At 32.7% G+C, this 24,287-nt stretch carries 21 protein-coding genes; 17 read left to right on the forward strand and 4 right to left on the reverse strand.

Translation table 11 applies throughout. The features are described 5' to 3' along the window. Positions 1–68 precede the first annotated feature (68 nt). The 10 genes from WAA86_RS08375 (at position 69) to WAA86_RS08420 (ending at position 9,421) form a co-directional block, all read left to right on the forward strand. The gene (locus WAA86_RS08375; protein WP_337300548.1) at positions 69–233 is read left to right on the forward strand and encodes a hypothetical protein; all 165 of its coding nucleotides are present in this window, start codon (positions 69–71) and stop codon (positions 231–233) included. Between the two features lie 447 nt (positions 234–680). Continuing rightward, positions 681–1,319, forward strand: a complete 639-nt coding sequence (locus WAA86_RS08380; RefSeq protein ID WP_337300549.1) for a hypothetical protein — start codon at positions 681–683, stop codon at positions 1,317–1,319. Positions 1,320–1,518: 199 nt separating this feature from the next. After that, entirely contained in the window at positions 1,519–1,872 is a 354-nt protein-coding gene (locus tag WAA86_RS08385; protein WP_337300550.1) for a DUF805 domain-containing protein, read from the forward strand. Between the two features lie 41 nt (positions 1,873–1,913). Then, the gene (locus tag WAA86_RS08390; RefSeq protein ID WP_337300551.1) at positions 1,914–2,180 is read left to right on the forward strand and encodes a hypothetical protein; all 267 of its coding nucleotides are present in this window, start codon (positions 1,914–1,916) and stop codon (positions 2,178–2,180) included. 873 nt (positions 2,181–3,053) lie between these two features. Then, entirely contained in the window at positions 3,054–4,085 is a 1,032-nt protein-coding gene (locus WAA86_RS08395) for a hypothetical protein (RefSeq protein ID WP_337300552.1), read from the forward strand. A 159-nt stretch (positions 4,086–4,244) separates the two neighbouring features. Beyond that, positions 4,245–5,318 carry a DUF4297 domain-containing protein gene (locus WAA86_RS08400; RefSeq protein WP_337300553.1) on the forward strand — a complete coding sequence of 358 codons (1,074 nt, stop codon included), beginning with the start codon at positions 4,245–4,247 and terminating at the stop codon, positions 5,316–5,318. A 51-nt stretch (positions 5,319–5,369) separates the two neighbouring features. After that, complete coding sequence (locus WAA86_RS08405; protein WP_337300554.1) at positions 5,370–7,130, forward strand: hypothetical protein; 1,761 nt, start codon at positions 5,370–5,372, stop codon at positions 7,128–7,130. Positions 7,131–7,283: 153 nt separating this feature from the next. Then, on the forward strand, positions 7,284–8,315 hold the full coding sequence (locus WAA86_RS08410; protein WP_337300555.1) for an HNH endonuclease: 1,032 nt from the start codon (positions 7,284–7,286) through the stop codon (positions 8,313–8,315). After that, entirely contained in the window at positions 8,315–8,680 is a 366-nt protein-coding gene (locus tag WAA86_RS08415; RefSeq protein ID WP_337300556.1) for an HIT family protein, read from the forward strand. The genes WAA86_RS08410 and WAA86_RS08415 overlap by 1 nt, the downstream gene beginning before the upstream one ends. Positions 8,681–8,926: 246 nt before the next feature. Continuing rightward, complete coding sequence (locus WAA86_RS08420) at positions 8,927–9,421, forward strand: YqiA/YcfP family alpha/beta fold hydrolase (RefSeq protein ID WP_337300557.1); 495 nt, start codon at positions 8,927–8,929, stop codon at positions 9,419–9,421. Between the two features lie 34 nt (positions 9,422–9,455). Here WAA86_RS08420 and WAA86_RS08425 read toward each other — a convergent pair whose 3' ends face one another. Further along, positions 9,456–11,300 carry a hypothetical protein gene (locus WAA86_RS08425; RefSeq protein ID WP_337300558.1) on the reverse strand — a complete coding sequence of 615 codons (1,845 nt, stop codon included), beginning with the start codon at positions 11,298–11,300 and terminating at the stop codon, positions 9,456–9,458. A gap of 553 nt (positions 11,301–11,853) precedes the next feature. Between WAA86_RS08425 and WAA86_RS08430 the strand changes: the two genes are divergently transcribed. The 5 genes from WAA86_RS08430 (at position 11,854) to WAA86_RS08450 (ending at position 20,459) form a co-directional block, all read left to right on the forward strand. Beyond that, entirely contained in the window at positions 11,854–13,692 is a 1,839-nt protein-coding gene (locus WAA86_RS08430) for a DNA/RNA helicase domain-containing protein (protein ID WP_337300559.1), read from the forward strand. Between the two features lie 248 nt (positions 13,693–13,940). Beyond that, positions 13,941–14,270, forward strand: a complete 330-nt coding sequence (locus WAA86_RS08435; RefSeq protein WP_337300560.1) for a nucleotide pyrophosphohydrolase — start codon at positions 13,941–13,943, stop codon at positions 14,268–14,270. Then, complete coding sequence (locus tag WAA86_RS08440) at positions 14,267–16,486, forward strand: DNA/RNA helicase domain-containing protein (protein ID WP_337300561.1); 2,220 nt, start codon at positions 14,267–14,269, stop codon at positions 16,484–16,486. Before WAA86_RS08435 ends, WAA86_RS08440 begins: the two co-directional genes overlap by 4 nt. Before the next feature lie 126 nt (positions 16,487–16,612). Then, entirely contained in the window at positions 16,613–17,008 is a 396-nt protein-coding gene (locus WAA86_RS08445) for a (deoxy)nucleoside triphosphate pyrophosphohydrolase (RefSeq protein ID WP_337300562.1), read from the forward strand. After that, positions 17,001–20,459: a DUF3427 domain-containing protein gene (locus WAA86_RS08450; protein WP_337300563.1), complete on the forward strand. Its 3,459-nt coding sequence runs from the start codon at positions 17,001–17,003 to the stop codon at positions 20,457–20,459. The genes WAA86_RS08445 and WAA86_RS08450 overlap by 8 nt, the downstream gene beginning before the upstream one ends. 322 nt (positions 20,460–20,781) lie before the next feature. Here WAA86_RS08450 and WAA86_RS08455 read toward each other — a convergent pair whose 3' ends face one another. Then, positions 20,782–21,516, reverse strand: coding sequence for a hypothetical protein (locus tag WAA86_RS08455; protein ID WP_337300564.1), 735 nt, complete (start codon positions 21,514–21,516; stop codon positions 20,782–20,784). Positions 21,517–21,839: 323 nt separating this feature from the next. Between WAA86_RS08455 and WAA86_RS08460 the strand changes: the two genes are divergently transcribed. Further along, positions 21,840–22,478, forward strand: coding sequence for a hypothetical protein (locus WAA86_RS08460; protein WP_337300565.1), 639 nt, complete (start codon positions 21,840–21,842; stop codon positions 22,476–22,478). A 75-nt stretch (positions 22,479–22,553) separates the two neighbouring features. Here the strand turns inward: WAA86_RS08460 and WAA86_RS08465 are convergent, their stop codons facing one another. Then, positions 22,554–22,754 carry a hypothetical protein gene (locus tag WAA86_RS08465; RefSeq protein WP_337300566.1) on the reverse strand — a complete coding sequence of 67 codons (201 nt, stop codon included), beginning with the start codon at positions 22,752–22,754 and terminating at the stop codon, positions 22,554–22,556. Positions 22,755–23,098: 344 nt separating this feature from the next. Beyond that, positions 23,099–23,269, reverse strand: a complete 171-nt coding sequence (locus tag WAA86_RS08470) for a hypothetical protein (RefSeq protein ID WP_337300567.1) — start codon at positions 23,267–23,269, stop codon at positions 23,099–23,101. 120 nt (positions 23,270–23,389) lie between these two features. On the opposite strand from WAA86_RS08470, the gene WAA86_RS08475 reads away from it, so the two are divergent. Continuing rightward, positions 23,390–24,268 (forward strand): hypothetical protein, encoded by an 879-nt coding sequence (locus tag WAA86_RS08475; protein ID WP_337300568.1) that lies wholly within the window; start codon positions 23,390–23,392, stop codon positions 24,266–24,268. Positions 24,269–24,287 lie beyond the last annotated feature (19 nt).

The following is a 24,287-nucleotide window of genomic DNA, read 5'->3' on the forward strand; positions in this document are numbered from 1 at the left end:
GCGCGGCAATCTCATGAATGGAACCCGGAATGGACAGATTGCTTCGGCCAAAACGCCTAGCATTGACGATGGAAAAAGCAATAGACAGAACAAACGGTCATTGCGAGCGAAACGAAGTGGAGCACGGCAATCTCATGAATGGAACCTGCAATGGACAGATTGCTTCGGCCAAAAGGCCTCGCAATGACGGTGAAAAAAGAAAAAGGCAGATCAAACTGTCATTGCCAATATAAAAATGAGAGACCCCCTTATCATCCATATATGTATTGATTTCAGTTTTTTCATTTAAAAGGTTATAGGACAAATGGGCCAGTTCCATTTGTCCCAAAACTACCGGGGATGCAAAAAACAGGCCTACCCATATTATTTGGAGGAGTATTCTTTTCATAGTCTTTTGATTGTTGCCATTGAAATTAAGGTATTTATAGGTGATGGGCTAAAAGTGGCAGGACTTTTCGTAGACAATAATCAGAAAGGCTATGGTCCATTCCCCAGCCAATATCATATATCATCCCTGCGGTAGAGGGCAGTATTTCCCGTACCGAAAAATTCCGACCACAACTCCCTAACAACCAACAAAATAGAATTTAATCGTAGAATTAGGACCCTGATAAAGGAATATATTCTCTATGTTTGCGTTAAACCAACATATCATTTAATTAACCTAAAAAACCAAAAGCATGAAATTTTCACTTTACCTATTATTTTTCTTTACCGTCAGCTTATCCTTTGCCCAGACCCATTTGTACGTTCATGACGATGCGGATGCCTATGTTACCAAAACAGAGAATATGGCCATTATCCCTTTTGATGTGCAGGTCAAACTACGACCAAAGCAGTTGAAAGATTTTACCTCGGAGCAAATTGCGGAAATGGAATTCAATGAGGGGCTCGATGTTCAAAGAGCCATGCATTCCTGGTTCTTGAAACGCAAAAAAAGGGGATCCATGTCCATCGAAGTACAATCCCCTTCCAAGACCAATGCACTCCTTAAAAAAGCCGGAATTGACCTTCATGAACTGGATGCCTACCTAGTCAGTGAATTGGCAGAAATTTTAGGGGTAGACGCCATTATCAAAGGGTCCATGGAGACTTCCAAACCCATGTCCGACGCTGCCAACATTGCCATTGGGGTATTGTTTGGCGGATTCGGCGCCTCTAGCCAAGGGATCATCAATATGGATATTGTAAACGCTGAAGACGATGAACTAGTGGTGAATTACAACAAGAAAGTAAAAGGCGGCCTGGGAACCAATGCCGATGATATGATCAACACACTGATGCGCAAGGTCACAAGGCGTATTCCTTATACCCAATAAAAAAATCTTTTTCACATCACAAAAGGTCCCAAATATCGTTTGGGGCCTTTTTTTATACCCACTTTCCAAGGTTATTGAACATTAAAACATTGACAAATTTCAATTTTTCCTTTCCAACATATACTATGCATCGTAATTAATCGTTTAATATGAGAATTTATTCTATTTTAATACTAAAGACTCTATTAAAACCAACCCTATGTTTAAAGATCCATTTTCATTTGAAGGCCGAATCAGAAGAACCGAATACGGTTTGAGCTATCTGATATATATGATATTCTATTTCTTTGTCATGACCATACTACAGTTAAGAGGAAAATATGCGTTGCTTATCTTTGCCCTGTGCAACATTCCCCTCCTATGGTTTATGTGGGCTCAGGGAGCCAAGAGATGTCACGATCTGGGCTATAGTGGGTGGTACCAATTGATCCCTTTCTTTAATTTATGGCTCTTGTATGCGAAGGGCAAACCGGGCTCCAACGAATATGGTGATCATCCAAAAAATCCTGAAGCAAACACAAGTTTGGATTATCAGGATTCATCCTTAAAGTAAACCCCAGTATTACTCCAAAACAAGTGGAAGCTCGTGGAGCCATGAAAGCCTATAAGAGGAACAAATTACATCCATTAGAACGGCATTGGGAGCGGAACGGAGTGGAGTGCGGCAATCTCATGAATGGAACACGAAAGGAACAAACTGTCATTGCGAGCAGACCGCAGGGGAGTGCGGCAATCTTTTCAAAGGAACTCTTAAGGAACATACTGTCATTGCGAGCGGAACGAAGTGGAGGGCGGCAATCTCACCATCGGAACCTGGAATGGGCAGATTGCTTCACTGCGTTCGCAATGACGGCAGAATAAAAGGTCATTGCGAGCAGACCGCAGGGGAGTGCGGCAATCTTATGAATGGGACACGAATGAAACAGATTGCTTCACTCCGTTCGCAATGAGGATGGAAAAAGCAAAAGACGGAACAAACTCTCATTGCGAGCAGAACGGAGTGCAGCGCGGCAATCATATGAAAGAACCGGAAACATACAGATTGCTTCGGCCAAAAGGCCTCGCAATGACGGTTGAGAATAGGAAAGGCAGAAAAACTGTCATTGCGAGCGGAACAGAGTGGAGCGCGGCAATCTCATAAATGGGACACGAATGAAACAGATTGCTTCGGCCAAAAGGCCTCGCAATGACGGTCGGATAAAAATTAAAGATGGTCCAATAAAAAAAGCCTCTCATAAATGAGAAGCTTTCTTGCTAAGTACAGGCGGGATCCCGATCCCGATAGCTATCGGGATATCGGGACGAACTCTCACACCTCACGGCACTAGATCCTAAGTCTAACGGTAGATAAGCGTTATTTTTTATATTGCTCATTTTCAATGCTTTAAAAAATTCAATACGGCCAATATAAGGCAAAAAAAGCTAAAAACATACTCTTTTACATACTCAAACAAATATTTTTAATGATCTGATAATCAGTTTCTATGATGCCCTATTGCATGATTTATTTTGTGGCAGATTTTCAAGATATTATTGTTTTCTTTAACCAAACCTGAACAACTAGGACCTCTTAGAAACATTCATATTTATACCTTTTTTTGATAAAAAATTAGGTTAAAACCATTGATACTTTTTCGTCGATTAGCATGTAAGAAAATTCGTTTAGTTGCGTTTATATGCTATATTAGTCGGCTAAAGAGAAATAGTTCACTCTAGCCGAACGTTAGCCTACATATGAAAAACTGCCTTCTTTGCGACAATAATCCAGCTGATAAAACAGGCTCTCACATTGTACCTCATTTTTTGTCAAAAAGGATTGATACAGAACCAGGACAAAAGGGTAGAGATAAAGAATTAGGTTTTGTAATTACAGAAGATTCTACATCATCTTATTTTGGAAGAGCAGTCCAACCTGAAAAATTAGAAGAAATTTATGGTGAAGTCACAGATGAATTGATTTCTGAAAACAAAGTAAAAGGAATTGTTGACAATTATTTTTGTACGGATTGTGAAAAAAATTTAGGACTTATAGAAAGTGAATATTCCAAAACCATAAATGGGCAAAGTAAAATTGATGTTTTGTATGAAAGCACAAACAAACCTTTCATTTCATTCTTGTTTTGGGCATCCATTATCTGGCGATTATCAATTGAAGAAAACAGTGGATTTAAATTAAAGCCAAAGGATGAAAAAAAATTAGGTAGAATTTTAAAAAAATACTTGAATTCTGACCTTTCAAAAATCAATGCTGACCCAAAAGACTCTGATTTAAATGATATTGGTTACAAAATATTAAGAGCACCTAATTACTCGGACAAAAATAGCACTTGGTTGCATTGGTCAACAAATTATGAAAGACCATATTCATTAATTATTGATGAATACCTATTATTCTTTTATTTTAAGAAAAGTTATTTGAAAGGAATGGTTTTAGATTTTTATGGTTCTGAAAAAGAGAAGCAATTGGCAGAATTAAATACACCTTTTAAAGGAGAAATCATTTATGGAATTTCAGATTTAAAGTATAAGGAAATAAGTGATAATATAACAATGTTTGGAGTAAGAAAAAGAATGTCATCATTAGGTGAAAAACTTGACTTATTACATCAAAAATTAGGAGGGAAAGGAAAGGAAATGTATCCAGCACTTAAAAATGAAATTCTTAAAAGAATTGCAAATTCGAACGTTAAATTAGGTAAAAAACATACGACTGAAAATCACATAAAGATTATTTCAGAAACAATAATGGAATTAAAAATTACGTAGGCTAACAATGGCTATAAGTAATTGCTTGTTCTCGCATACTTCTAAAAATCCTCGCGGATTTTCAGTTTGGTGCGTACTTGCGAAGTTAAGCACTAACCCACGCAACTACTCATAGCCGAGACCGTTAGCAGCAAGGTGAAAAAACAAACAACCAGAACAATGAGTGACAAAACGAACCAGAATCCATTACTAGCAGCTCAACGAGAAAAGGCAGGTTCTGAAACGTTTGAGAAATATTCTTATCAATATCATTGGGCTTTGTATCGGATTTTAAACGCCCATATTAAAACCAATGAATATGCTGTTTTCGTAGAACTTCACGAAGATGTGGTCGTAAGTGACTCATTAGATGCTTCAAAAGCTAAATTTGAGTTTAATCAAGTTAAAACTACAAAAGGGCGCTTTACTGCACATAAATTAGTTCATCAAAAAAAGAACAAAAAATGCGTGTTAGGTAAACTTATAAGTAGTGGTTTTGAAAAACCATTTAAGGATAAAATAACAGATTTAAATTTGGTTGCACTTAATAATTTTTCACTTACTCTTAAAGATGAAGGATTAAGTCTCAATAAAATAACATTAGATGACTTATCTGATGCTCAATTTAAGGAACTAGAGGAAGCTATAAAAAAGGAAATGGGTATTTCAACATTACCTTCTAATATTCAATTTATCGTATCCGAGTTATCTGAAAAGAATTTTCAAAATGATGTAATTGCCTCAATTGCAAAGTTAGTATCAAATCTATTTCCTAGTTCTCATTGTAGTCCTGTCGAGATATACAGATTACTAATTGATGAGATTAATCGAAAAGGAAAAGTTACTTATGATTTTACAAAATGGAATGATTTATTAACTAATAAAGCTCTCACATCTATAACAGTTACGGAAGTTATTAATTCATTTACTAAGATTAAAGACGAAACAAAAGTTGAAATTGAGTTTCATACCATATGCTCAGAAATAGGATTAAATTCTATTAATTCGAAAGTGTTAAAACGCTCATTCGATAGATATAGAAGAAAAAGAATAAGCAATAGTAGTACTCTTCAAATGGATACTACTAAATACCTTGTTGATGAAATTCAAATAAATATCGATAAAGGAGTCGATGTTCTAGAGCAATTAATCGAAAATGTAAGAATTAAAATTCCTAAAAAAATTTTAAGACAATTTAATAACGATTCAGAGATTAAAAGTGCGATAATTTGTGAATATATAATGATGTCATAATGAGCAAAGAAAATTTTAAAATATTAATTAGAAACCTAAGAACTGCCAAAAATGCCAAACTTAAAATTCAAACGTCTGCTGATTCTATCAAATTCAACAAAATCAGCAAATCAATTCGAATTCAGCGAAACTTTGAATCTAATAACGGCAGTTGATAATAGTGTAGGTAAATCTACATTGGTTAAACTATTGTTTTGGGGTGTTGGATGTGAACCAACTTTAGATACAAATTGGAGTACAACCGATAGCAAAACTATTGTAGAATTTAGTGTTGAAACTGAAAATTATATTGTTAAACGATACAAAAATCAAGTTTCTCTCAAAATCAATGACAGCGATTTTGTTGATTACGAAAAAATAACTGGAGAATACTCTAAAAAAATAGCTGAGATTTTGGAATTTAAGGCTCTTCTTCCAAATCGTAGCTCAGGTTTAATGGAAACCCCACCACCTGCATTTTATTTTTTACCCTTTTATATTGACCAAAAAAGAAGTTGGTCAAAAGCTTGGGACAACTTTGAGAAATTAGAACAATTTTCCAGCTGGCGAAGTACAATAATAAAGTACCACGTAGGGTTGCTTACGCCTAAACATTTTGAACTTGAAAGTGACAAAGCTGAGAAAAAGGATACGAAAAAAGTTGTGCAGACTCAAATCGATAGAATTGAAACAACTTTAGAAGTTGTTGAAGAATATATTCCACATATTACTAATGCAACAACTGAAGCAAAAGAATTCGAAGTATTAACTGAAGAAATTAAAGTTGATTTAAAAAAATTACAAGAAGAACAAGAAAAAATACTTAGTCAACTAACCTCTCTAAATGGTGATAGAGTATATTTAGAGCAGCAACAAATAATTACTGAAAAAATCATTTCGGAACTCGATAAAGATTACACATTTACAATTGAAAATATAGAAGAAGATGAAGTAGAATGTCCTTTATGTGGCGTTGTTCACGAGAATTCAATAATAAATAGAACTTCAATAATGACGGACAAAAGTCAAGCGGAGAATCAATTAGAATCGATTGTAACTGAACTTGACAAGATTAACAAAAAACTTAGTAATTCTAATATCAATTTAAATAAAGCAAGAGAAAGCATCCTTCAAATAAATGAGAAATATATTATAAATGAAGAACTACCAGTTACCCAAGAAATCCAGAATGAGAATTCTGAAAAAAGCGATGATATAGAACATAGAGATTTTAATTTTAATCAAATCATAGAAAACATTGCTGGTAATTCAATTAAACAGAATGTATTAAAAGATAAAATTCAAAAAATTAATTCTGTAGAAACACTCAAGAAAGACATAAGGGAAATAGGTAAAGAACAAAAAGGTTTAATTACTCTTGAAGATATAGAAAGCATTAACAGCTCTTTCAGTTCAATTTTTTCTGATTATATAGAATTACTAGATGCTGAAGCGGTTAATATTTCATCAATTGATTCGCCCCTAGATTATAATAAAGTCATAAAAGAAGGTGGAGCAGCTGAGGGTTCTAGAGCCATTTTAGCATATTATTTAAGCATTTTTACAATGGTTGAAGAATATGGAAACGAAGTCAAATCTGCATTAGTGATTGACACTCCAAATCAACAAGAACAATCTGACACAAATTATGAAAAGATAGTGAACTTGCTTACTAATAGAACATCGAAAAAAACACAAATATTATTATGTGCGATGGAGAATGAACATCTAGACCAATTTAAGAAAAAAGCAAAAGTCATTACCCTGACAAAAGATAGGTTAATGCTTAAATCAGAGTATGAAAGGGTAAAGAAAGTATTCGATAATAAGTAAAACCCAGCTGCTAACAGTGTATATAAAAAATAGGCGAAACAGCAATAAATTAAAGGGTTTTGGCTCGTATGAAGGATTGTGCTTAACCGAAAGTTTAGTGCTTCGAAATCGCCTATTTTTCATATACTAACCGTAGTATTTCATTAAAAAACAATGACTGAATTTCAAATAAATGATCCAAGTTTAGAATCTCAATGGAGAGCCTTAATCCTATTTGGGAAAAATTCAGCTACCTATAAATTTGCCTTTGCTAAAAGTCTTTTAGAGTTAATAGAAAAAGAAACTACATCAATCACATTATCTGAATTTGCAAAACCATTTGCGCGGAACATTACGGAACACTTAAAACAAAGCGATAAACAAGGAAATTCAAGTTCGAGTAAATTTCTGAACTTCTGTAGAGATTACAACAAAGGAGTTATTAACGAAGCACAGCTTTTAACCCATACCGAAAAGCTAGGTTTTGTAAATGTGGTTGACGCATTTCAAAATGTAAATGGGGGACACATACCAAACTTGTTCTACGAGAAAGACTATTCTAAAAGAAATAAGAAAATAATCATCAAAGATGATTTACTAAAACTTAAAGAAAACTTTCACTTTCAAAACTTTGAAAACGAAACTGAAGCAAGATGGAAGTTAGTTGAAACTGCTTGGAATCTTCAAATCAACCCTAACCTTTTGGAGGTAAAATATGACGAAGCATCTTCTCTCTTCTTTCTTGAAAACCAATTCATGAGAAGAGTTGATATAACTTCAGTTAGGGATTCATTAAATGGCTATCAAAAAGGAAAATGTTTTTATAGTTCTCTGGACATTTCAATACTTCAAGGGAGTTCAGATATTTGCCATGTTGACCATTTTCTTCCTCACCTTAACAAGCAAAAACATTCTGAAAATGGCACAAATATTAATGGTGTATGGAATTTGGTATTAGCACATTCATCAATGAATAACACAAAGGAAAAAGGAGCCAAAGTTCCAGATAGAAAATATTTAAAAAGGCTCTTTAATCGAAATGAGTTTTATATCAGTAGTAAACATCCATTAGCTGAGACCATTATAAACCAAACGGGCAATACAAAGGAAAGGAGAAGAATTTTTTTAGAAAAGCAATACAACCTAGCTTTAGAGAATTCTATTGTAACTTGGACTCCAAGCGAAGAACATGAAGGAACATTTTAATGAGTGTATTTTCAAACATATCAGATGATAAAATAATCCATAAAGCACATAACTTCTTTATGATTTATGATTCATTTCCCGTCTCTCCTGGCCATATCTTGATTATTTCCAATGAGGAAAAAGTGGATTTTTTCTCATTGAATAAAGAAGATAAAGAAGAGTTGGTTTCCTTAATTGAGATGGCTAAAATATTTATTGAAAAAGACAGAAAACCTGATGGATATAATATTGGAATGAATTGTGGTGAGGCAGCTGGTCAAACAGTTATGCATTTTCATTGTCACGTAATCCCTAGATATTTGGGAGATATGGAAAACCCTAGAGGTGGAATAAGACACTGCGTAAAAGACAAAGGGTATTATTAAAATTAAACGCAATACAACACTGTATAAACCCCATGTTTTGGGGAGGTTTTAAAACTAACCGATTGCAATTGAACCAAGGTGGCTTTCTTATTGATGATAGAACAAATAATGGAGCTGAGAAATTTACCTGCGAGTCGATCTTATATGGATCAGAACAATTTCCAATTTGGCAATTAGTGACCAATTATTTGCTAAATAAGTAATACCTAAGAAACTTTCATCTACAATAACTATAGAGCTTACAAAATGAATATACTTTACATACACGGCCTTAATGGTAGCTTAAGCGATGATAAAAGAGTTATTCTCGAAACATACGGTACTGTTTATTCACCATCTATTGATTACGAAGCGGATTCTAATAGCATAGAACATTTAAAAGAAGAGTTTCAATATAAAGATATCAATGTAGTAATGGGCAGTAGTATGGGTGGCTTTGTTGGGTATCACCTATCTATTGCTTTTCAAAGACCGGCTTTATTATTCAACCCTGCTTTGGTAACCCGTTCTGTATTCCAAAATATACCGGTTTACAACAACCTTCATCGCTCTTTCAAAAAAATAGTTTTAGGAGCGCAGGACGACGTGGTGTACCCTAAAAACACTTTGATCTTTATTGCAGATAGAATAAATGACAACACGGACTATCAAATCACTCTTAGGCAAGATTTAGCCCATAGAATACCATTACAAATATTTAAAGAAGAAGTAGCGGCATTTTTTAATGATTATACTATTTGAATTCAGTGGGCTATTGAAATATAATTCCCTGATATTACTTATCCAATGCTTTCAATATCCTCTCCTCATTGATTACAATATCACGAAACAAAATATGAGGAAAAGTCTTAAATTTAGACACCTTAAAAGCATCTGATATTTTCAATAAAGTGGATGCCGTTAACAGGGATAAATTCAATTCAGTATCCATTTCACAGTCGGTTATAAAATCATCACTGAATTCTGGTGCTATTAAAAGAACTTTCAATACTCTTAGATCGTTTTTTAAGGCAAGATCATGGTAGGATTTAAGCTGTCTTGAAACAGAGCTGAATTTATTGTAACCACTCTCTTTGCTTGTTTTACATTCAACAATAATAATTTCATCGTTGTCAAGATTCAATAAAATATCAATTTTATCCTTTCTTGTATTTAGTTCATTCTTAAGATTTTCGTCCACATTAAAACCGAGTTTGGTAAATATAACTTTAGTCAAATGCTCGAACTTCATACCAAGTTCACTTTCCTTAATTACCAGCCCATTCTCCTTTAATAAATTATAATCTCTATAGCCAACATTTTCATAATTTTCCAAATAAAGATTTTCAGCATCTTTGTAATGTTCAAGAATATTTAAAATATTATCTCCTCTTTGTTTAATTCCTTGTTCTTTTATAAAATGTAATATTTCAGTTTTATCAATGAGATCCAATATATCTCTGGGTTTGATATTGAAATCAAGTAAAAAATTGGCATTCAAAACGAACTCTTCTTGCAGTTCAAATTGTTCCTTAATTTGCTTATTTAATTTTGGCAATGAAGAGTTTAATTCTGTTAACAATTTTTCAAAACCATCTAAGGAAATCCCTACCTTTTCATCAGTTTCGGTATTATCAAAATGTTCAATTAAACTTGATATTTTCTCTTCTAAGGTACTACCCCTCAAATTTGAAATATTTAAGCCTTTTTCGCATAGTTCATTAAGCTCTTTTTTCCGTTCCGTTAATGTACTCCCCTCTTTGAAAATATCATTGGTTAACATTCCCTCAAAGGAAACCCCGACCTTTATAATCTCTTCTATCTTTTGAGAAATTGTTAATTTTCTATCTATGCTATGTCTTTTGGCAATTTGATTAATTATTGGCTCTCTAAGAAGTTTTAAAGTACGTCGGAAAAACTTATCCGCAACCTCTTTCTCGCGAAGTTCTCTTAATAACCTTACCATTTCATCAGCTATCAATAAGGTATTCTCTTTCTTGGAAAAGAAGACAACACCCATATTTTTAAGACTATTGACAACCTCCTGGATCTCCACCTTTTTAACAGGAAGTATCGAGTAATTTATTAACTTGATTTCCTCTTGAGAGAGCTCTAATTCCTTGGAAAGTTTTAACAGTATGGAAAGTTCATCAGATGAGACTTTAGCCTCTCTATTGTTTAGCAAGTCGTTATTATATGCCGTTTCCAAGCATGCTTTATAAATTTTGTAATCTCTTTTTCTAATTGGACTTAATTCAGATTTATCGCTTTCGATTTCAGCGTTAAGAAATTTTATTTTTTCCTTTAGACTTTTAATTTCTTTATCATAAAGTCTAGAAAACCAATCTTGCTTCATAATACAATTACCATCCCTTATTATGATATCTATCAAAATATCCAATTGGGAAGAGGTATCCTGAAACTCACTTTTAACATGTTGTAAAAATTCATTTTTTGTAAGGTTGAAAATATTTGACACATTTTGATTATCAACCGATTTCAGGCCCTTATCCGCGGAAATTAATATTTTATCAATCTCCTTAATGTTCTTAGGATTGTTTACAATTATATTGTCTATAATTTTAATAAATGAGTTTTTTTCTAATGAGCCTAGTCTATCAAGGATACTTTCTAATTTCATCTTAATGATTGGGAGTTTGGTAGTTATGTGAATAATGCATTTAATAAAAAAAAATAACGAGAATAAATGTAGGTTATTTTCTTTGGTCAGAAAATATTCAACTAACTTGTGCTAGATTTTCATCGCAGAATTATTCGATTCTTTATTGAAAACATATAAACAAAACATAATTCCGTAGCATCGTGATGGTGCAGTTTTAATCCGGTTAGTCAGGGTGTTTTTTCGCCCAATGTTACATACATAAACCGATGCAAATAGCTATAGAAATGTAAGACATATGGCTTTGATAAAAATATATTCACTTCACGGCTAAAACCTCATTTCGTTACCAAAAATAGTAGTGGTTATTAATTCTATATCAATCTTATAATATCTCAGATTAAAAGGAATCAGCCTTCCTTATTCAATTATAAACTTCGCACGTCAAACCGAATTTCATTTGTTTTGATTAAGTAAGAAAAAACGCAATAAAGTAATTAAATTGCGTTTATATACTATATCAGGCAATTTAAGTTAACCTATTTACTTTATCTAAACGTTCGCCCAGATTAATATGTTGAATAAAGAAAAATTAAAAAGCCATTATACCGTAGCCGAGTTGAAAATGCTTTCAACTTCAGTAATAGTCGATAACATTAAATGTATCCTTAGCGATAAGATAAATTGTACGGAGTTTTCAAACGGTCAAGTTATTTCTTGGAATAAATCTATTGACTTAATTAAGAACCTTTTTGAAAAGAATAATAAAAACTGGAATATATTTTTTGAGTTTCTCATTCCCTTATCCAGTGGTAAGCGACCTGATATATTACTCACTAACGGTGTGACTATTTTTATTGTTGAAGTAAAAAATAAGTCGAATTATTCTTTGGCCGATTTAGATCAAATAAATGGATATAAACTTGATTTAGAGTTTTACCATAGCACAGCCACCCATTTTGAATTTAAACCAATTCTATTATTGCTACAGGCTGAGGATTTTAAAAATTATGAAGGAGAAGTTGTCGTTTTAAGTCCAAATAATTTAAAAAGTGTTTTACTTGAAAATTATAAAGACTATTTAATGGTAAATCCTAATAGTCTAACCGAAGGAAATTTTAAACCAGTACCTGCAATCACTGAATACGCTAAGGCAGTATTTGAAAACAAAGAAATAGCCCATATAGAAAAGGCTTGTTTTGTAGATTCTAGTCAAATAAGTATTGATTTAAATACTATCTATAATGAAACCAAGACTAAAAAAGAGCATGCAATTGTTTTTCTAACAGGTACCCCTGGTTCTGGCAAATCAGCATTAGGATTAAAATGTGCATTTAACAATAATGGATTATATGTTACCAAAAACAGGCAATTTGTTGAAAATTTAAATGCTGAAATTGGAGTCTGTTCTAATATTAAGACAAGTCATAATTTCCTCTCAGAATATTCAAAAAAAGAAAGTTCTCCATTTTGGAATTTGGTCGTATTTGATGAAGCACAGCGTTTCTGGAGCCGAGGTAAAATGTATAAATACTTTGGCTCACAAAAAAGTGAAAGCGAATTGGTCTTGGATTTATATGAGTCAAGAGAGTGGTGTGTTTTAGTTGTTCTAATAGGCGATGGACAAGAACTAGGTTGGGGAGAGTATGGGGGATTTTATCAATGGCAGGAGGCTATAAATAGTACAGGTAGAAAATGGATGATTTATGGTTCAGAAAAAACGAAAAAAGAGATCGGTCATAGCAAAAAGTTAAGCTTTTTCGAAAGAAACAATTTTGATTTATCAAATTCATTTAGAAATTTTAAAACTCCCAGTTACCCTTTATTTATTAATAAGCTACTCAATTTTGAAGGGGCTTTAGATTCATACTACTTTAATAAGTTTAAGAAGGAGTTTATTGAAATTAGCAATAATGGATTTAAATTAATTATTACAAGAAATATAGATAAGGCAATAGAATATTGTAAGGATAGATACCAACATAGACCTAATTCCTATTGTACACTAACATCGTCTGAATCTGAAATCAATGGAATCATCAACTTAAATTTTAAAAGTAATGTGCAATATGATTATGATAAATCTAGCAGGTTAGAAATTAATCAATATTTTAATAATAATGGGGTATGCGATGCCTATAATGGCGAATTACTCCCGCTAAGCGAATTTTCTGCAATTGGCTTTGAAATACAAATGCCAATTGTTGTTTGGGGTACAGACTATATTTGGTATAAAAACAGATGGAATTATGAATTTATGCGCTCTATTATGGGCAATACCGAACTTAGACAAAATACTTATAGAATATTGCTGACTAGGGGTAGAGATGGTGTTATATTATATTTTCCTCCTATTTGGCAACTCAATAAAACTTATGAATTTTTTAAGGAGCTTGGAGCTTCAACCATATAAATTAATATTAAAAAGAAATAATCTGGATAAGAATTAAAATACAGAAACGTCACATTACTTAACTAATTTTACAAATATTGCTTTATTATATTTTAAGAAGAAATCAGCATTTGAGAATAGAAACCCATTTTTGATTATATAAATAATCCTAAATGTGTATATTTTCAAAATAGATTTCAAAACAGCCAAACAACCTTACGAGAAGCCTAAAATGTGATTGGAGTAAAAAAAGTTAAAAATATAAGTCAATGAATGATATTAAGCAAATTACTGAAGAGTTAATCAAATTCAGAAATGAACGAGACTGGGAACAATTTCACAATCCTAAAGACTTGGCCTTAGCCATTAATATTGAATCAAGTGAATTGCTGGAAGAGTTCTTATGGAAAAAATCTGAAGAAGCTAAAATTGAAAAAGTGAAAGAAGAATTGGCAGATGTTTTTGCCTATGCCTTTTTGCTTGCAGATAAATATGACTTTAATGTAAAACAAATAGTACTTGATAAAATAAAAAAGAACGGAGAAAAATACCCAATTAAAAAAGCAAGAGGTACTGCTAAAAAGTATGATGAATTATGAGTTTATCCTTTGACCTATCTATAGACGTTTCAGAGCGTTATGATTTTGATAAAAAGTCCTTAGATAAATTGAACAATAATCCTTGGGTAAAAAATCAATGGCCATTAGTGTATTTCATTCAAAATGAATCTAAAAGGGTAGCTTATGTTGGTGAATCAACCAACTTTTCTAACCGATTTAAAAATCATTTAGCTAATCCAAAAAAAGCCAATGCCTTTAATCAAATTTCAATAATTGGTTCAGATAAATTTAATAAATCGGCCACCCTTGATATCGAATCAAAATTGATTCAATACATTTCATCAGAAGGCACCTATGAATTACAAAATGGAAATCACGGGTTAATTAACCATAGTTACTATCAACAAGACCTATATAAAAACCTTTTCAAGGACATTTGGGGTAAGCTAATTGAGAATAAAATAGTAAGTAAATCACTTGAAGAAATTGAAAACTCTGAGCTTTTTAAATATTCTCCATACAAATCCCTAAATGAAGACCAATACAATTCAGTTTTAGAAATTATTGAAGCCCTAACACAAAAAGAGTCTAGCATAATATTTATAAAAGGTAGTGCTGGTACAGGAAAAACAATTCTTGCTACTTATCTAATAAAACTACTTGGTTCTGATGTTTCAGATACTAGTATGGATGATTTTAGTGATAATGAAATCTTAGAAATAAACTTAATAAGAGCATTTAAAAATAAATACCCTAATGCTGAAATTGGATTTGTTGTGGCAATGAGTTCTTTACGCAAGACTTTGCAAAATGTATTTAGGAAAATTCCGGATTTAAAATCCTCAATGATTATTAGCCCATCAGATACTTTTAAAAAAAAGTATGACTTACTGATTGTTGATGAGGCACATCGTTTAAGGCAATATAAAAATATCGGATGGATGGGTGTTTTCAAGAAAAACAACCGGAAATTAGATTTAGATGATACTGGAACTGAACTAGATTGGATAATTGCAAATAGCAAAAATCAGATTTTTTTTTACGATTCAGCACAATCAGTTAAACCTTCCGATATTCCTTCATCTCATTTTCAGGATCTAATAAGCAAACAAAACACCATTGAGATTGAATTGCAATCTCAAATGCGATCAAAAGGTGGAAATGACTACATAACATTTGTGGATGACTTATTAAATATTAAACGTGAAAATAAAAGTTTTTTTACCCCTGAAAAATATGACTTAGTTGTCTTTGATTCTATGAAAGACATGTATTCACAATTAGCTATACAAGAACAAAAACATGGCTTGTGCAGATTAGTTGCAGGATACTCATGGCCTTGGTTATCAGACCCTAAAAAAAAACCTAAACCAGATCTTGATGCAATTGATATTGAGATTGATGGCGTTGAATTACAATGGAATAAAACTGATAAAGATTGGATAAATTCAGAAGGAGCTTTTAAAGAAGTTGGTTGTATACATACCACTCAAGGATATGATCTGAATTATACAGGTATCATTTTTGGAGAAGAAATAACATTTAACAAGGTTTGTAGGCAAATAGAAATTGATAAATCAAAATACTTTGATAAGAATGGGAAAAGAGGAATTGATGATATCGAAGACCTAAAAGAATACATTGTCAACATTTATAAAACAATAATGTACAGGGGCATAAGAGGTGCTTATATCTATGCGTGTGACAAAAATCTACGAGAATACTTTAAAGAACATATTTCCTCTTACCAAGCTGAAAGCAAGCTTAGAATTTTACCGATTACAGATGTTAGACCATATGTAAACTCAGTACCTCTATTGGACATCTATGCTGCTGCTGGAGGATTTAGTGATTTACAAATTCAGTCCAATTTCGAAAATTATGACTGGGTAGAATTACCTGTAAATATATCTGCAAGAGAAGGTTATTTTGTATGTCAGGTTTTAGGAGAATCGATGAACAAGAAAATTGAAAATGGTTCATATTGTTTATTCAAAAAGGACCCTGGAGGTTCCCGCGAAGGTAAAATTGTATTGGTTGAACATTATAATATTCAAGACTCGGACTTTGGTTCTGGATTTACTATAAAATCTTATCATAGTAATAAATTCGCTTCAGAAGAAGGTTGGCATCATAAATCAATTGTACTTAAACCTCTATCGCTTAATCCAAATTACACGGATATTGTATTAGATGAAAATGAATTGGAAGAATTAAAAGTTATTGGGGAATTTATTACCGTATTAGATATTTAAAGTCAAAAATGAAAACCGTAAACTTTGTCAATTCATCCAAGAATAATTTATATGGCGAAATTTCACGATAGCATATGTCTACTCTACTTTTTATATATTTAAGCAGATATGATTAATGAATAATTTATGAAGGAAATAAGTGTAGTAGCTGCAATTATAAAACACAATAATAAAATCTTGTGCGTACAGCGAGGTGAGAACAAGTATAATTATATATCAAAGAAATTTGAGTTTCCGGGTGGCAAGATAGAAGATGGAGAAACTTTAGAAGAAACCATCATAAGAGAAGTTCGGGAAGAATTGGTTATGAATATTAAAACAGAAAAACAATTTCTAACAGTAAAACATCAATATCCAGATTTTCTCATAACAATGTACAGCTTCATATGTTCTTGTGAAGACCCTACAGTGTCCTTAACGGAACATATAGCATACAAATGGCTAGCCCCATCAGAATTAGAAGAATTAGATTGGGCAGCAGCTGATATTCCTATGGTGAATAAATTAGCAATGAATGGATAAAAAATACCAAATTTTTAATAACAGCTTACAAACGGGTTATGTGGATAAAACCATTTTATCCAATATTGACTACCAACCAGAGTTGCTTGTTAATCAAAAAAATCCACCTAAAAAGGTTCTTTCTACAATTATTCAGGAGCTTGAAAATTGCTGTCAGTTTTTTATATCTGTAGCTTTTGTAACCACCAGTGGTGTTGCAACAATAATCAATAAGCTTAAAGAACTAGAAAATCGGGGAATAAAGGGAGAAATTTTAGTCTCTCAATATTTAAACTTTACGCAACCAGAGGCCCTAAAAAGATTAGCCCAATTCAGAAATATAGACCTAAGAATTGCAACAACAGGAAATGCGCATGCAAAAGGGTATATCTTTAAAAGCAAGGGACATTATAATCTAATTGTGGGTAGTAGTAATTTAACGGCTCAGGCTTTGTCTACTAACAAGGAATGGAATATTAAAGTATCCGCATTAGATGAAAGTGGTCTTGTTGAAAAAGTACTCGGTGAATTTCACTCTGATTTTGATAAAGCAACTCCCGTAACCCCAGCATATATCTTGTCTTATGAGGAAATATATCAGAAGCAGTTTCTTCTACGAAAGACAAACAACATTGAATACCCTACTGAGCCTTTAACCATTATTACGCCAAATTCAATGCAAGTGGAGGCATTGAAAAACCTAAGTGACTTACGAGCTGATAATAAGAGTAAAGCTTTGTTAATTTCTGCTACTGGAACAGGTAAAACCTATTTATCAGCCTTTGATGCCAAAGCTTTTAAGCCAAAAACATTATTGTTTGTGGTGCATAGGTTAACTATTGCAAAAGATTCATTAAATACATTTAGAAGTGTCTTTGGGAAGGATAGATCTATGGGGCTATTTTCTGGAAATCAAAAGGAATTAGAATGTGATTTCGTGTTTTCCACTATTCAAACTATTTCAAAAACTATAAATTTAGAAAACTTTTCAAAAGACCATTTTGAATACATAATTATTGATGAAACCCATAGGTCAGGGGCCGATTCGTATTTACGATTATTAGATTACTTTGAACCTAATTTTCTATTGGGAATGACGGCCACTCCTGAAAGAACTGATGGGAACGACATATTTCAATTATTTGACCACAATATTGCTTATGAAATTAGATTAAACAGAGCAATGGAAGAGGAAATGCTCAGTTCATTTCATTATTATGGAGTTACGGATTTATTAATTGACGACAATACCATTGATAACAAGTCAGATTTCAACCTATTAGTTTCCAGCGAAAGGGTTGATAGGATCATTGAACAAGCAAATTTCTACGGAAGCGATAATGGAATAACTAGAGGTCTAATCTTTTGTTCAAGAAAGAATGAAGCAATTGAATTATCCGCTTTATTTAATTTAAAAGGATATAAAACTGTTGCTTTAACAGGGGATAGTTCTGAAGAACAAAGAGCCGATGCTATTGAAAAATTAGAATCGGATAATATAAGCGACAAACTAGATTACATTTTTACTGTTGATATATTCAATGAAGGGATTGATATTCCAAAAATCAATCAGATCATAATGCTACGACCTACATCGTCAGCAATTATTTTTATTCAGCAATTGGGGAGGGGTTTAAGAAAGGTTGAAGGAAAGGGCTATTTAACGGTCATTGATTTTATAGGAAACTATGAAAACAATTACTTAATTCCCGTTGCGCTTTATGGTGATACTTCCTATAACAAAGACTCCTTGAGGAAATTAATTAGTGAAGGTAGTAGGATGATCCCTGGGGCTTCGACTATTAATTTTGATGAAATCACAAAAGAAAAAATATTTCAATCCATTGATTCTGCAAACATGCAGTTGTTATCTGATTTGAAAAAGGATTACAACCTGTTGAAATTTAAGTTGGGAAAAATTCCGATGATGATGGATTTTATAGAACACGGTTCTAGAGACCCTTATTTATACGTGGATTATTCCAATTCCTATTATAATTTCATTGTCAAAGTCGAGAAAGAAAATCCTTTGGAATTATCTAAACAACAAGTGAAACTTTTGGATCTATTTTCTAAGGAAATAAATAATTCAAAAAGGGTCGAGGAAAGTTTAATAATCAAATTATTAATTGAATCTGGCAAACTATCTATTAACGATTTAAAAGAATTCGTTTTACAAAAGTATAAGTATTCCATTTCAGACGAAACCATTACATCTTGTGTCTCAAATTTAAATTTTGAATTCATTAGAGAAAAAAAAGGTGGCAAATTGCTTTCAGCTAAAAAGATTTATGATCTGGATATTATAAAATTAGAAAATGGAAAATTTGTCCTCTCTAGTGCGTTTCAATCATATCTAAGCCAAGGAACATTTAAAAGATTTCTACTAGATTCCACTAATTATTCAATCCATGAATTCGACAAATTATTTGACCCGGATAATTGGCAGGATGGTTTTGTACTTTACAGAAAATACTCACGTAAAGATGTTTTTAGAATATTAAATATATCGGAAAACCCTGTTGCCCAAAATGTGGGAGGTTATTTAGTTTGTCCCGATAATTCTCATTGTCCAATTTTTGTGAATTATCATAAGGAGGAGGACATTTCAGAGTCAACAAAATATGAGGATGAATTTGTAAATAATAAAGAATTTGATTGGATGTCTAAGTCCAACAGAAAAATTGAAAGTAATGATGTTCAATCTATTTTAGGCAAAAACGGACCTATCCGCCTACCTTTATTTATTAAAAAAAACAATGATGAAGGAATGGATTTCTACTATATGGGAGAGATAAGTCCAGACTTGAACCATGTTGAGCAAACCACAATGAGCAATGATAAGGGTAAGCAAATTTCAGTTGTAAAAATCCGTTTCATTTTAGCAAATCCTGTTACAGCCACGATGTATAATTATTTACACGAAAAAGGAAAGGTAGCTGCATCCAAGATAGAAAAGAAAGACACTATAGTTCCAGTACAAGGAACATTCAATTTTGAGCAAGAGTTAAGAAATCCCATCCCATTTTATGATTTTTATGCTGCTGCTGGTTCGTTTAGTGAAATGCAATCAAATAAAAATTTCACCTTAATTGAAGGACCGGAAAATGGTAATCCAAACAGCGATTATTTTGCTTGTAAAATAATTGGGGAATCAATGAACAGAGTAATCCCAAATGGTTCAATTTGTTTATTTAAACCAGATGCTGGGGGAAGTAGAAATGGAAAAATTGTTTTGGTAGAAAACATGGATATCCAAGATCAAGATTTCAATTCAGCTTTTACCATCAAGACCTATTCAAGTGAAAAAGTAAATACCGAAGAAAACTGGAAACACACTGCTATTGTTTTAAGGCCCAATTCGTTTGATAATTCTTATAAAAACATCATTATCAATGAAGAAAATGGTGCAGAAATGAGGGTTGTAGGGGAATTTGTTGAAATTTTAAAGCCAGTTCATAACAAAGTGTAAAAAATTAATAAGGTAAATACTAATGTTCAGGAAAAGCAGAGGTGATCAGTGGTTATTTGTGGTTATTGGTGGTTATTGGTGGTTAACGGTGGTTATTTGAGCTATTTTTGGTGGTTAAATGCTTTGATTTAGTGGTTTTCTGACATAATTAATGAGAACTAAAAAAGTGGTTTTTGGTGGTTAATGGTGGTTAACTGTTTTTTACCAAATTAAATAATAACAAAAAAATACCCTCGAAGGGGTATCCTTAATTTGACCGTTTTACTTTTTATTAGAAACAAGGTAATAGAGCTGTACTCTTGAGGCCGAAACCTTGACTTGACTATTTATACTCGTATTTCTTTAAAAAGATATTTGTACCATCATCCTCCGATATAGCTGTAAAAGATGCTGAAGTAGGATAATCATCTTCATCATAAATATAGTCCCCTACTAACTGATAGGTGATTTTCCCCCTCTCAACATCGGTAACCACTATTTTTTTGATGTTGTTCAATGGCAATAATTTTCTTGCCTGAATAAGGTCCGGTGATTGTGGCGACATACTTAAATTGAACTGAACCTTATCCAAAACATCTATCACCCCAGCTGCCTTTAATGTATAGAAAAATGGATTGGGTGTTGGATCATAGGATATTTCAACCTTGTATTCATAAACATTACCGTTATAGTCTTCCTCAAGTAACCTTATCACAGATGGGTTCTTATTGGAATCAAATTCTACAACTTCTCCGAATTGGAAAATATCATAAGGCATTTGATAAAATTCACTGGTTTGCATCGGTTCACTGCCCCCGGATATTGTAGAAAGCTCATCATCCTCATACACTAGTATAGTTGAGTCATTCCCATCTGTAAAACTGCTCACCCTATTCTTTGAATCATAGTTAATAAATAAGGCGCCGTTGTCATCTGAATCTTGGGCAGAAGTGATATCCATCCGGGTAACTAATTTTTCAGCCACCTTTCCGTTGGCTTGTTCAAATTCATCTGATGCAGATTCCTTACTACAACTCCCCAATATTAAAAGCATTGAGGATACTACTACTGTTGACATTGTTTTCATAAAATTCTTAAGGTTATAAATTGATTTGGTGTTTGGCAATATTGCCAGGGTTAAAATTAATATAGGCAAACCACAATCTATTATGGATTCCCGTAAAACGGCCATAATTTAAATATTGATAATGATTTATTTCGTTTGAATGAACGGACAAATATTGAAAAAATTTTCTACAAAAAGAATATATTTTCTATTTCTCTTATAGTCAGGATCTTAGAATTTAATCTTTATTACCTAGAGTTTTTCGAAGAATAAAGTCTATAATTTGCCGTTTACCTCTTAGATTATAAATTTTTCAACCTTTTAAACCATTACGAATGAAAATTACAATGTATCTAGTTTTATTTTTTACAGTTAGTTTATCCTTTGCCCAAACCCATTTGTATGTCCATGACGATGCCGATGCCTATGTTGCCAAAACGGAGACCATGGCAATCATCCCCTTTGATGTACAAGTTAAATTGCGACCAAAACAACTGAAGGATTTTACCTCTGAGCAAATCACTGAAATGGAACAAAATGAGGGTCTCGATGTTCAAAGAGCAATGCATTCTTGGTTTTTGAAACGCAAAAAAAGAGGATCGATGGAGATCAACGTGCAATCACCGTCAAAAACCAATGCCCTATTAAAAAAAGCAGGCATAGACATTAATGAATTGGATGCCTATTTGGTAAGTGAATTGGCCGAAATTTTAGGGGTAGATGCCATTATCAAAGGTTCTATGGAAACCTCCAAGCCCATGTCCGACGCTGCAAATATTGCGATTGGGGTATTATTTGGTGGTTTTGGTGCTTCTAGCCAAGGAATCATCAATATGGATATTGTAAACGCTTCAGATGATGAACTGGTCGTTAATTATAATAAGAAAGTAAAAGGTGGTTTGGGCACCAATTCTGATGACATGATCAATACCTTAATGCGCAAGGTAACTAGACGAATTCCTTATACGCAATAATTGGTACTACTTTAAAATAATAAAAGGGTGATAGTTAGTGCTATCACCCTTTTTATTTGGGGTAATCTGCATATTCTATTTTTTTAATTTTACTGCTGTCCCATAAACATACATTCCTGAACCCCCTCCAATTCCTACTCCTATAATTGCGTCATATCCTTGTTGAATGCATTCATCAATTAGCATGTTGGATGCATCATACATATTTATACCAGCCATTAAAACAAATTTGCTATCTAATATTTCTCCTTTAAAGGCTAGATCTGAAGTATACATTTTAAAATCCTTAAGTTTTTTATCTAGCTTCTCACTTTAGTTATCTCCAAAAAATCCCATAATTGTTTTATTTTATTTAGTTTAAATATATAGAATATATACATTACCAAAGCATCTAGTTTTACTATTTTTTATTAGAATATATGAATAAACCAATCAACTATTAATTCCTCATTTTTATCCATTAATACACTTTAAAATGCAGTTAGTTATATGAAAAATTGAAGAAAATTGACTTTTTTAGATGGTTTCAGGTGTTACATGCCTTGATTTGACGGTTAAACCAATCACCACCTCCATCCATCCCGATATCCCGATAGCTATCGGGAGGGATATCGGGACCTCTAAAAACCCATATTATAACTACTGGACCAATCCTCGGGTACTACCGCCCCAATATCCCTTAAATAGTTTCTCAGTGCAACCTCACTCTTATGACTGGTTAGGTTCATCAAATTACCAATGGTTTCGTTCTCCGATTGCCTGCTGGCCACAAAACTTTGGAAGAGATGCAAGACCGCAATGTACTGGAAGGTAATTTCATGTACAAAATCCTTGACTTGACAACATTTATCGCGAAAATATTCTTAATTATTCTATGTTTGGAATCATACCAAAAACAAAATTTCTCATTTATGAACAATCTATTAGAACAAGGCCTAGAATCAAAATATATTGAATACGTTGAAAACCTTCCTTTAAAAGATAAAGCTCTCCAAAAAAGTTTTATAGAATTACTTAATGAAAATGATTGTCTAAAACGAGAAAAAATATGGCAATCAGTAAGTGTGCAAGTCGAAAATATGAAGGAAATGAATCAACTAGCCAATCCCTTTTATCTAGGTTTTGGAAACCCTGATTCAGACCTTCTTTTTATTGGGAAAGAAAAAGCATTTAACATAATCAATAGTCCTGGCTTATTCATAAAGGAGAGTGTGAATAATACTGCACAATGGCATAAACTTAAAAAAACCAAGGAGCCTCTAGACCATCAAAATTTGAACAATGAAATTGGGTTCAATCCAATGTTCCCAAAGGCATACCATACAGGTGTTATAAAGCAGCGCCATACATGGGGAATGTATGCTACTATCGCTTCAGGTCTAAAAAATAAGGACACGAAAACACATCTAAATTCAATGGACTATAATACTTCGTTTTTTCAAGATTGCTTCATGACTGAATTTAATCATATGCCATCAAAATATAGCCCTGGAAAAATGAAAATCAATAAGGAGAGAAAAGACCTACTATCAAGTGCTTTTTATAAAAGGTTCAAGACAGTAATTATAGGCGCTCAAAACTATGTTACAAAAGAATTATTAGCCGAACTTTTCGATATACAGGAAGATGGTACAATTCACATAGTCGGAAGAAATAAAAGAGGTGATATAAAGGTTGTCAAATATCAAAATGCTCATGGGCAAACTTTTATTACATGTAATCAACTAAGCGGAGCTGCCGGATGGACCGACGATTCAGTGAAAAATTTGATTCATTTGGTAAGATCCTAATTCCTCTATAGTTAAGGCC

The organism is Sediminicola sp. 1XM1-17 (genome assembly GCF_037203765.1).
In the GTDB taxonomy this organism is placed as follows: domain Bacteria; phylum Bacteroidota; class Bacteroidia; order Flavobacteriales; family Flavobacteriaceae; genus Sediminicola.

Bases quoted from the DNA above. Each gene is read 5' to 3' on its own strand.
- WAA86_RS08410 (WP_337300555.1), top strand. From the start codon at position 7,284: ATGACTGAATTTCAAATAAATGATCCAAGTTTAGAATCTCAATGGAGA.
- WAA86_RS08475 (WP_337300568.1), top strand. From the start codon at position 23,390: ATGAACAATCTATTAGAACAAGGCCTAGAATCAAAATATATTGAATAC.
- WAA86_RS08395 (WP_337300552.1), top strand. From the start codon at position 3,054: ATGAAAAACTGCCTTCTTTGCGACAATAATCCAGCTGATAAAACAGGC.
- WAA86_RS08425 (WP_337300558.1), bottom strand. From the start codon at position 11,300: ATGAAATTAGAAAGTATCCTTGATAGACTAGGCTCATTAGAAAAAAAC.
- WAA86_RS08405 (WP_337300554.1), top strand. From the start codon at position 5,370: ATGCCAAACTTAAAATTCAAACGTCTGCTGATTCTATCAAATTCAACA.
- WAA86_RS08420 (WP_337300557.1), top strand. From the start codon at position 8,927: ATGAATATACTTTACATACACGGCCTTAATGGTAGCTTAAGCGATGAT.
- WAA86_RS08385 (WP_337300550.1), top strand. From the start codon at position 1,519: ATGTTTAAAGATCCATTTTCATTTGAAGGCCGAATCAGAAGAACCGAA.
- WAA86_RS08415 (WP_337300556.1), top strand. From the start codon at position 8,315: ATGAGTGTATTTTCAAACATATCAGATGATAAAATAATCCATAAAGCA.
- WAA86_RS08390 (WP_337300551.1), top strand. From the start codon at position 1,914: ATGAAAGCCTATAAGAGGAACAAATTACATCCATTAGAACGGCATTGG.
- WAA86_RS08450 (WP_337300563.1), top strand. From the start codon at position 17,001: ATGGATAAAAAATACCAAATTTTTAATAACAGCTTACAAACGGGTTAT.
- WAA86_RS08430 (WP_337300559.1), top strand. From the start codon at position 11,854: ATGTTGAATAAAGAAAAATTAAAAAGCCATTATACCGTAGCCGAGTTG.
- WAA86_RS08445 (WP_337300562.1), top strand. From the start codon at position 16,613: ATGAAGGAAATAAGTGTAGTAGCTGCAATTATAAAACACAATAATAAA.
- WAA86_RS08380 (WP_337300549.1), top strand. From the start codon at position 681: ATGAAATTTTCACTTTACCTATTATTTTTCTTTACCGTCAGCTTATCC.
- WAA86_RS08460 (WP_337300565.1), top strand. From the start codon at position 21,840: ATGAAAATTACAATGTATCTAGTTTTATTTTTTACAGTTAGTTTATCC.
- WAA86_RS08465 (WP_337300566.1), bottom strand. From the start codon at position 22,754: ATGTATACTTCAGATCTAGCCTTTAAAGGAGAAATATTAGATAGCAAA.
- WAA86_RS08400 (WP_337300553.1), top strand. From the start codon at position 4,245: ATGAGTGACAAAACGAACCAGAATCCATTACTAGCAGCTCAACGAGAA.
- WAA86_RS08440 (WP_337300561.1), top strand. From the start codon at position 14,267: ATGAGTTTATCCTTTGACCTATCTATAGACGTTTCAGAGCGTTATGAT.
- WAA86_RS08455 (WP_337300564.1), bottom strand. From the start codon at position 21,516: ATGTCAACAGTAGTAGTATCCTCAATGCTTTTAATATTGGGGAGTTGT.
- WAA86_RS08375 (WP_337300548.1), top strand. From the start codon at position 69: ATGGAAAAAGCAATAGACAGAACAAACGGTCATTGCGAGCGAAACGAA.
- WAA86_RS08435 (WP_337300560.1), top strand. From the start codon at position 13,941: ATGAATGATATTAAGCAAATTACTGAAGAGTTAATCAAATTCAGAAAT.